The organism is Pseudarthrobacter sp. PS3-L1, from assembly GCF_030063285.1.
GTDB lineage: Bacteria > Actinomycetota > Actinomycetes > Actinomycetales > Micrococcaceae > Arthrobacter.
The window spans coordinates 724657-733966 of sequence record NZ_JASISU010000003.1 but is presented as its reverse complement, the minus strand read 5'-3'; the positions used below and the strand labels follow the sequence as shown (position 1 = coordinate 733966).

The window sequence follows — 9310 nt, the reverse complement described above, 5'->3', positions numbered from 1 at the left end:
AAACCAGCCAAAAAATAACCAGACCGCACCACAGGGGCGGCACAACCTGGCATAATTCAACCAATTCATATAAAAAATTGGTATCAATAAACTTGGCACACTATTGAGTTCTCAAACAACAGACACACCCGGCACCACCCAAACAAACGTTCAGGATCGCTCCGGAGCAACTTTTCAAACTTACCCTAAATTCTCACCCGAAGCAAATCCACCAGGACCAGCAACACACAAGAACCAAGAACACCCCACACCACCAGAAGCACCACAAAGCACAACCAGAAAATGGCTTGAAATAAAGGGGATTGGCCACCCGCGGTAACAAGCTCTAAGCTGTTCCCCTCGCGGCGACTTAGAAAACAATACACCCACACCACCCCCACCGCAAATCCACCCCTGGGGTCCGCAAAATCCGCTACCTGGTGCGGCAGGGAGGCTTCCTGGTACCTCCAGGGCGAACGCGGCGTCGACCATTTCTTATGTGCGCTCCACCACATAGGCCCGGAGTCGCTTCCTACCCACTGTTACCCCTTCTGGCACGGCAGCAGGTGTCGGTGGAGTGATTCCGCATGAACGGCTTAAACACAGAAGGGGCGAACAACGTTTACGTTGTTCGCCCCTTCTCAAGCGTGTGGAATCAGCAGAAGCGGATTACCAGGAAGACTTGGTGATGCCCGGAAGTTCTCCACGGTGCGCCATGTCGCGGAAGCGAACACGGGAGATACCGAACTTCTGGAATGTTCCACGCGGACGGCCATCGATGATGTCGCGGTTACGAACGCGAATCGGCGAGGCGTTACGCGGGAGCTTCTGCAGGCCGAGGCGTGCTGCTTCGCGAACTTCGTCGGTGGAGTTGGGGTCTACCAGGGCCTTCTTCAATTCGAGGCGCTTGGCAGCGTAACGCTCAACGATAACTTTACGCTGTTCGTTCTTGGCGATCATTGACTTCTTAGCCATATGCTTTAGCGCTCCTCTCGGAATTCGACGTGCTGGCGGATCTTGGGATCGTACTTCTTCAGAACCATGCGGTCGGGGTCGTTACGGCGGTTCTTGCGCGTGACGTAGGTGTAACCCGTGCCGGCGGTGGACTTCAGCTTGATGATCGGACGTACATCTTTGTCTTTTGCCACTAGAGCTTCACCCCACGAGCCAGGATCGATGCAACGACAGAGTCGATGCCGCGAACGTCGATGGTTTTGATGCCACGTGCAGAGACCTGCAGCGTGACGTTACGGCGCAGGGAAGGAACCCAGTAGCGCTTCTTCTGGATGTTCGGATCGAACCGACGCTTGTTGCGACGGTGCGAGTGCGAAATGCTGTGCCCAAAGCCCGGCTCGGCTCCGGTCACTTGGCAGTGTGCTGCCATGACTTCTCCTCAAGAATTGAAAGTAATGACCCGCATATCTGCTGCTGGGTCATGCTTCTAAGTGCGACCCGAAAGATCTGTGGGCGAACGGTCAGTCACGCAACTTGAGCCCCTAACTACCGGCTGCCGCAGGAAACCATGGGCCACCGGAGCAATTGCGCACGCTCCGCGCACTTAGCGCTTGCCAAGTCTACGAGTTCGCGCTATTAAAGGCGAATCCAGGGTTGCAGGGTGGATATCCCCCCATGGCGCTAGAGGTGGATATAGTCCGGATATTTGGGCTGCAGTCCGTCGCCGGACGAGGTGCCCGTAACGCGCCGAACAACCCAGGGAGCGGCATACTCCCGGACCCACCGGGCGTTGGCACGAATGGCCTCCGCGGGGCTGAGCTCCGGCACGGGAGTCATCGGCGGGACATCAATTGAGTGCTCATGCTCCAGCACTGTCAAAAAGCGCTTCGCCATTGTTGCGTGACCCGCGGCAGACATATGCATCCTGTCCGTGGCCCACATCCCCCAATCGTAGAACTCGCTGAAACGCCAGTAGTCCACCAGGAGCGCATGATGGTCACCGGCAATTCCACGCACCAACTCGTTGTAGATGGCGGTCCTGCCGCGCATGGTGCTGAACACCTTGGATCCGCGCGCATCAAAACCTGTAAACATGACGACTGTGGCACCTGCGGCACTCAACCGCGTGACTGCGTCGTTGTACTCAACCAGAAGATCATCGATATCCACCCGCGGCCGCATGATGTCATTGGCACCCGCGTAAATGCTGACGATCGTGGGCTTGAGCTCGAGCGCCTGATCAACCTGCTCGGCGACTATCTGACGAAGCTTCCGGCCACGGATTGCGAGATTGGCATAGCCGAACGAAGGGTTGGCAGCTCCAAGCTGCTCGGCCACCCTGTCAGCCCAGCCTCTGACGCCGTTGGGCCGGGAAAGGTCCTCGTCACCCACACCCTCGGTAAACGAATCCCCTAGCGCTACATAACGGGTAGAAAATTCCATGCCTCGAGTCTGCCACCGGTTGCCGCGGGCAACCAAGCGGGCTCATGCACAGTGCGGTCCACCAGCGTCAATCCTGACCCTCATTCAGGATCCAGTGGTCACTTTTCATCCGAGCAACCACCTTTCGCCCAATTCTAGCGAGGTCCTCGACGTCCTCCTCCGTCAGTCCGTCAAGGAAATTAGACCGTACAGCTTCCACATGTGCCGGCGCCAGTGCCTCCAGGTGCCTCAGACCTTCGTCAGTGAGGCGGGTGACTGTGACACGGGCATCCTTGGGGTGCGGCTGGCGTTCCACCCACTCCCGCCTCTCAAGCTTGCTCACAACGTGGGAGAGCCTCGAAAGAGACGCGCTGGTGCGTCCAGCGAGGGCGCTCATGGGAAGCATGCGCCCGTCTGCTTCGGAAAGCATGGCCATGACGTGGTAATCAAAAAGTGAAAGCTTGCCGGCGGTGTGGAGCTGTGCATCGAGGGCAGCCGGAAGAAGCGTGGTGAGGCTCATCAGGGCCAGCCAAGCCCGCCGCTCGTCGGCGGTCAGCCAGCGTGGTTCAGTCATTTTCCCATTCTAGAAGAAATTAACATTGATCATTCAAGTTAATTTCTGCAACGCCCGGACCCGCCGCAATCGCGAGCTGACCGAAGGCGGGACGGGCCGCCGTCGTGCACCGGACTTTCCGCCTCGACGCTCCCAGAAGCCTTGCCGGACTCAGGCGTCCGACGCCGCGGACTCCAGCAGCTTTTTCAGCCCGCCCCTGGCGGGGACCACCACAGGAACTGGCCACCGGGGACGCAGCGTATCGCCTAGGGTGACGCCACGGATCTTTCGGCCGAACAGCGGCACCACCCAGTCCCTGACCCATTCGCGCTGCTTCCGTTCCCAATCCCTGACGGTTCCCTTTCCCAGGGGGTCCCAGTCCTGGGTGCGAACCGTGTGGGGCACACCCAGGTGGTCCAGCACCTGGTCAGCGAGGTACCTGTGGCCTGCCTTGGACATGTGAAGCCTGTCCGAAGACCACATTCGGGGGTCATGGAACGCATCAAGACACCAGTAGTCCACCAGGACAGCGCCGTGACGGGCGGCTATCTCACGGACCCGTGTGTTGTAGGCGGCATTGCGTCTACGAAACGGCTCCAACAGCGCAGAAACCTTCACGTCAAAGCCGGTGAAGAGAACCAGCGTCGCCCCGGTGCCAGCAAGGGTGGCCACCAATTCCTCATACCGGGCCATCAGGGCATCCATTTCGGTACCGAAATCAAGGATGTCATTTCCGCCGGCGTAGAGGCTGATGAGCGTAGGTCGCAGCTCCAGTGCAGGTTGGAGTTGTTCGTCAATGATGTGCCGGAGTCGCTTGCTTCGGATGGCCAGATTGGCATACTCCCACCCGGGCGAGTCCTTGGCCAGCTTTTCGGCGACGCGGTCCGCCCAGCCCCTGACCCCATTGGGCCGCTTTCGGGAGACATCGCCTACACCTTCCGTGAAGGAGTCTCCCAGGGCCACATACAGGCGGCGCCCAGCCTGGGGCAGTATCCGTTCCCCTCGCATCCCACCACACTAGCGAGGCGACAAGGCGAGCAGGGAACAGGCACATGAACAGTGCGCCTCGAAATCTGAGCTTTAGCCTTCGGCCTTGCCCTGGCGCCAGTAGCCCATGAACGCCACCTGCTTGCGGTCGATCCCAACGTCACGGACCAGGTACCGGCGCAACTCCTTGATGACCGCGGCCTCGCCGGCAATCCACGCGTAAAACGGAAGGGCACCGGAGGGCTTGTCTGGGTTCCGGCTTCCCTCGATAGCGCGGGCATCAAGACGGCCGGGAGTGTCCCAGAGAATGTCCTTGTCCACGTTGATGTCTTCGGGTTCTTTGCCGGGGCCTTCGTCGCTGGCCTTGATGCCGACCCAGCCCGGAACCCGGATGGCCCGGCGGACAGCATCCTGCAGGAGTTCGCCCTGCGGGCGCGAGCGGCCAATCGCTGCGCCGCGGGCCAGCCAGGTGATCTGGATGTTGGCGGGTGAACTGATCTCAAGGAAGTCGCCAGCCTCGGGGACTTCCAGGAACGCCTGACCCGTCATGTAGCTCGGCAGGCTCTCAAGGATTGCCGCAATGGCTGGCACTGCTGTTTCGTCACCAGCAAGGAGTACGCGCTGTGCCATTCCTGGGCGCCATTCGATGCCACCGTAGCCACCACCCTGGGGACGGTCTGCCCGATTGTTGGGGCCAATGAGGGTGAGGGCATCACCCGGTGTGGCGTTCAGGGCCCAGTTCGCGGCGGGACCGCCCCTGCCGTGCTCGTCAAAGTGCATGACGAAGTCCACGTCAATTTCCGGGTAGACGGCATCGAGCCGGGTCTGCCGCACCGTGTAGGTACGCATGGAACCGCGAAGGGTTGGGTCCATCGCAAGCCATTCGCGGTACCAGCCCTCTGATTCCATGGCGAAGGCCGGAAGCGGTAGTGCGGAACCGTCAGGCGCCAGGGACGGAATCATCAGCTTGATGCGCAGGTCGAGCGTGTCTTCGTTGAGGCCAAAGTCGCGCAGGCAGTAGCCTCCGAAAGTGACCCGGCGGAAGTTCGGACTGAGCTCCTGGACCGAGGAGACAGTGACCTCAAAGGCCAAGGTCATGGGCTCGGTGGCTGCTTCGGTTTCCACCATGGAGCCTTCCCGGCGGCCATCGGTTCGGTTCAATGCCTCTGTCATGATGCCAACTCCAGTGGGGCGGTCGGTGCTTTTGGGCGGGTGGGATTCCCCGCCGTCGGATCTGCGTAGTGGCGCCCGATCGGAACGATCAGGGGTGTACCGGATATGGGGTCCTTGACCACCCGGGATTCCAGGCCAAAAACGTCGCGGACAAGGTCCTCGGTGACGACGGCGGCAGAGGAACCTTCAGCAACGATGCGGCCACCCTTCATGGCGATCACGTGGTCCGCATAGCGGGCTGCGAGGTTGAGGTCATGCAGGACAATCGCTACCGTGGTGCCGCGGCTGCGGTTGAGGTCTGTAATGAGGTCGAGGACCTCTACCTGATGCGCAAGATCGAGGTAGGTCGTGGGTTCATCAAGCAGCAGGACCCCGGTTTCCTGTGCCAGGGCCATCGCAATCCAGACCCGCTGGCGCTGGCCTCCGGAGAGCTCGTCAACATTCCGCGCTGCCAGTTCCAAGGTCTCGGTGGTTTCGAGTGCGTGGTTGACGGCGACTTCATCAGCGTCGCTCCAGCTACGGAAGAATCCCTGGTGCGGGTAACGCCCCCGGCCCACCAGGTCGCGCACGGTAATGCCGTCCGGGGCGGTGGGGTGCTGCGGAAGAAGCCCGAGGGTGCGGGCGAGTTCCTTGGCTGGAAAGGAATGAATGTCCTTGCCGTCCAGGGTGATTGTGCCGCCTGACGGTTTGAGGAGGCGCGAAAGACCACGCAGTAGGGTGGACTTGCCGCAGGCATTGGCGCCTACGATCATTGTCACCTTGCCCTCTGGGATTTCCGTGGTGAGTCCTTCCACCACGCGCCGCTGATCGTATTGCAGCGTGAGGTCCTTGGCATGCAGAAAGGCCATGTCAGGCTTCCTTCCGGTTGGCCGTGACCAGGAGCCACAGGAGGAATGGGGCGCCCAGCGCACCTGTGACAACGCCAACAGGAAGGACGGCACCGTTGAGCAGGAGGGGTGCGATGTTCGCAGCAAAGTAGTCCGCAGCGAGCACGATGGCGGAGCCCACCAACGCCGCTGCGGGAAGGCTGCCGGACCCGGTGAACCGCCGGGCGATGGGACCGGCCAAAAAAGCAACAAAGGACACCGGCCCCGCGGCCGCAGTGGCAACAGCTGCGAGCGCGACCGCAACAATCACCACGGCGAGCCTGGCGAAGGCCACCCGGATTCCTAGTCCTGCCGCTGCGTCGTAGCCCAGTTCCAGGATGCGTAGCGGCCCAGCCAGCAGGGCCACCAGTGGAACCAGGATGAGCAAGGCGACAGAGAGGATACTGACGCGCTCCCAGTTGGCAGAGTTCAGGGACCCGTTCAGCCAGATCAGCGCCTCCGCAGCAGTCCGGATATCCGTGCGGGTCATGAGGAAACTGACAACAGCCTGCAGCGCTGCAGCGATTCCGACGCCGGCCAGGATGAGCCTGGTGCCTGCAGCCGAAGTGCCCGTGCCGCCACCGGAGCCGAGCGCGCCGCTGCGGCTGATGAAGTAGATGAGCGCCGCTACAGCGAGCGCGCCGCCAAGTGCCGCCCCCGAGACCAACACACCCGTGGCACCGAAAATGACGATGGAGAAGACGGCAGCCGCACTGGCTCCTGAGCTGATACCGATCACATCGGGACTGGCCAGTGGGTTACGAAGCATGGTCTGAAAGAGCGCACCGGAGAGTCCGAAGGCAGCGCCAATCATGATTCCCACTATGGCCCGGGGTAGCTTGTTTTCCATGACGATGAAGCTGGCGCCTGGGATCTTCTCCCCGCCCGTCAGATGGGCGGAGACAATCCTGAAGAAATCGGGGATTGTCACCGTGTAGCTGCCCAGCAGGATACTGGCGGCAAAGAGCAGCACCACAGCAGTGGCCAGGACAGCTGTCCGGTTGATCCGGAAGCCCCTTTTCCGTGTTTTCGACCGCTGCGACCGGGAGTCCTTGGGTGGTACTCCTGCCGGCAACGCGCGTTCAGGTTCGGTGTCACCGATTCCAGCCGACGCGCCGGTGGCGGACGTGGCAGCTCCATTCAGGTGCGTAACGGTCTTCACAGCCCTGCCCCCTTCCCACGGCGGATCAGCCAAACAAAAACAGGGGCGCCCACCAGGGCTGTCATGATGCCGGCGGGGATCTCGCCGGGGAGCAGGATAACGCGGCCAATCATGTCTGCGCCAAGCAGCAGGACGGGAGCCAAGATCACGGAGAACGGCAGGATCCACCGGTAGTCGGGCCCGGTAAGGAACCGGACGGCGTGGGGTATGACGAGTCCGATGAAGCCGATGGGACCAGCCAGGGCAGTGGCCGTGCCACAGAGGAGCACTATGCCCACGGCTGTCACGGCTCGGGCAACGCCGACGCGTTGGCCCAGGCCCCGCGCAACATCGTCACCCAGGGCCAAGCTGTTGAGGATGCGCCCGGTACACAGGACAATCAAGGCTCCGACGGCAAGGAATGGAAGACCGGGAAGGATGATGGACCAGTCCCGGCCGGCCACGCCGCCTACTTGCCAGAACCGAAAGCGATCCAGCGTGTCCTGGCTGGAGACCAGGATGACGTTCATCAGGGAGTACAGGCCCGCGCTGAGTGCAGCCCCCGCCAGGGCAAGCTTGACAGGGGTGGCGCCGTCCCGGCCCATGGAGGCCACGAGGTAGACCAGCAGTGCGGCGCCGGCCGAGCCCACAAAGGCGAACCAGATGTAGCCAGAGAACGTAGACACTCCGAAGACATAGATTCCCGTGACGACCGCCAGGGCCGCTCCGGCGTTGATGCCGATGATCCCTGGATCTGCCAGCGGATTGCGGGCAACACCCTGCATCGCGGCGCCAGCAAGACCCAGTGCACCACCGACCAGGACGGCAAGCACTGTGCGGGGAATCCGGGCCTGGACCACGGCGTGGTCACCGTTGGTTGGATCAAAAGCGCTCAGCGCCTGCCAGACAACGCTCAGGGAAAGGTCCCTGGCGCCCACTGCCAGGGAGGCTGCTGCCATGAGTACCAGGACGACGACGGCGGCGAGCAGCCACGCGGAACGTCCCGCAAGGCTTCGTCCCCCACGCGGCCGGGCGGGGGTGACCCGCGGCTGCACCGGAGGCGAGCCTTTCCGTCCCCCGTGGGGCGCCGTCGTCGTCCTGGCTGTCATGAAGGTACTGCCTACTTGGCCGCGTCGACGGCGGAGGCGAGCTGCGGCAAGAACTTATCCAGCGACCATGGCAGGCTCAGCGGCGAGGACGCCGATACGGACAGCGTGAGGCTTTCATCTGAATCGGCAACCAGCGCTCCGGTCTTCACTGCCGGAATCTGGCTCAGGAGCGGATCGGTCTTGATGGCCTCCGCGGCAGCGTCGTCAGCCACCCAGGTAACAAAAACATCGGACTCGAGCTCGTTGGCCTTCTCGGTGGACCACGGAATGAAGAATTCCTTGGAGCCCTTCGAGTTTTCCGCCACGATCGGTGCCAGCGTCATGCCGATCTCGCTCAGGAAGCGTGGGCGGTTGTCATTGGCGGTGTAGATGCTGATGCCTTCAGCAGAACCAGGTTCAAGGTTGCCGTAGATGAAGGACTTGCCGGTCAGCTGCGGGTACCCGGCAACTTTGTCGGCGATTGTCTTTTCGGTGTCCGCAACCAGCTTGGTGGCCTCGGCTTCCTTGCCGAGCGCCTTGCCGATAATGGTGGTGGAATCCTGCCAGGACGTTCCGTAGGCCAGTTCCGGGTATGCCACCACGGGAGCAATTTCGCTGAGCTTCTTGTAGTCCTCTTCGCTCAGGCCGGAATACGCGCCAAGGATAACGTCGGGGGTCAGCTTGGCAATTTCAGTGAAGTTGATGCCGTCAGCCTCGGAGAACTGCGCGGGCGCCTTCTCGGAGCCGATGCTGGCATCCAATTCCGCCAGCTTGGTGTCCTTCCACGGCGTGGAACCAGCCTCGTTGCCACCGTAGACGTTGGTGGGAACGCCCACGGGAACAACCCCCAGGGCCAGGGCTACGTCATCGTTGACCCAGGAGATCGTGACCACGCGCTTGGGCTCGGACTCGATGGTGGTCTCACCAAAGGCGTGCTTCAGGGTGACCGGGAATGCCGAGCTGGACTCCGTTGAGCTGCTCGAGTCCGCGGAAGTCGCGGCGGGGCCGGTGGCGCAGGCGGTCAGCGTCAGTGCAGCCGCGGCGAAGACTGCCGATGCCTTGCCAGCAGTCTTGAACAGACCGCGGCGGGTGGTGCTGGGGAAGAGAGGGGAAGACACGGATCTCCTTAGGTGAATGATGCGAACCT

Annotated in this window: 11 protein-coding genes; all 11 read right to left on the bottom strand. The window is 61.8% G+C overall.

Annotated features, from left to right (window positions below; all coding sequences use genetic code 11):
- Nucleotides 1–648: 648 nt before the first annotated feature.
- The 11 genes from rpsN to QMG79_RS11265 all read right to left on the bottom strand — a co-directional run bounded on the left by rpsN (nt 649) and on the right by QMG79_RS11265 (nt 9281).
- Complete coding sequence (rpsN, locus tag QMG79_RS11315; RefSeq protein ID WP_283538682.1) at nt 649–954, bottom strand: 30S ribosomal protein S14; 306 nt, start codon at nt 952–954, stop codon at nt 649–651.
- A 5-nt stretch (nt 955–959) separates the two neighbouring features.
- On the bottom strand, nt 960–1127 hold the full coding sequence (gene rpmG / locus QMG79_RS11310) for a 50S ribosomal protein L33 (protein WP_013602737.1): 168 nt from the start codon (nt 1125–1127) through the stop codon (nt 960–962).
- Nucleotides 1127–1363: a 50S ribosomal protein L28 gene (gene rpmB, locus QMG79_RS11305; protein ID WP_283538681.1), complete on the bottom strand. Its 237-nt coding sequence runs from the start codon at nt 1361–1363 to the stop codon at nt 1127–1129. The genes rpmG and rpmB overlap by 1 nt, the downstream gene beginning before the upstream one ends.
- Nucleotides 1364–1614: 251 nt before the next feature.
- Nucleotides 1615–2376: an SGNH/GDSL hydrolase family protein gene (locus QMG79_RS11300; RefSeq protein WP_283538680.1), complete on the bottom strand. Its 762-nt coding sequence runs from the start codon at nt 2374–2376 to the stop codon at nt 1615–1617.
- 67 nt (nt 2377–2443) lie between these two features.
- Entirely contained in the window at nt 2444–2929 is a 486-nt protein-coding gene (locus QMG79_RS11295; RefSeq protein WP_283538679.1) for a MarR family winged helix-turn-helix transcriptional regulator, read from the bottom strand.
- 150 nt (nt 2930–3079) lie between these two features.
- Nucleotides 3080–3916 carry an SGNH/GDSL hydrolase family protein gene (locus QMG79_RS11290; protein ID WP_283538678.1) on the bottom strand — a complete coding sequence of 279 codons (837 nt, stop codon included), beginning with the start codon at nt 3914–3916 and terminating at the stop codon, nt 3080–3082.
- A gap of 72 nt (nt 3917–3988) precedes the next feature.
- Complete coding sequence (locus tag QMG79_RS11285) at nt 3989–4993, bottom strand: siderophore-interacting protein (protein WP_283538719.1); 1005 nt, start codon at nt 4991–4993, stop codon at nt 3989–3991.
- Nucleotides 4994–5064: 71 nt separating this feature from the next.
- Complete coding sequence (locus QMG79_RS11280; RefSeq protein WP_283538677.1) at nt 5065–5916, bottom strand: ABC transporter ATP-binding protein; 852 nt, start codon at nt 5914–5916, stop codon at nt 5065–5067.
- Nucleotide 5917: 1 nt separating this feature from the next.
- Nucleotides 5918–6940, bottom strand: a complete 1023-nt coding sequence (locus QMG79_RS11275) for a FecCD family ABC transporter permease (RefSeq protein WP_283538718.1) — start codon at nt 6938–6940, stop codon at nt 5918–5920.
- Between the two features lie 152 nt (nt 6941–7092).
- Entirely contained in the window at nt 7093–8184 is a 1092-nt protein-coding gene (locus QMG79_RS11270) for a FecCD family ABC transporter permease (protein ID WP_283538676.1), read from the bottom strand.
- 11 nt (nt 8185–8195) lie between these two features.
- The gene (locus QMG79_RS11265) at nt 8196–9281 is read right to left on the bottom strand and encodes an iron-siderophore ABC transporter substrate-binding protein (RefSeq protein WP_283538675.1); all 1086 of its coding nucleotides are present in this window, start codon (nt 9279–9281) and stop codon (nt 8196–8198) included.
- Nucleotides 9282–9310 lie beyond the last annotated feature (29 nt).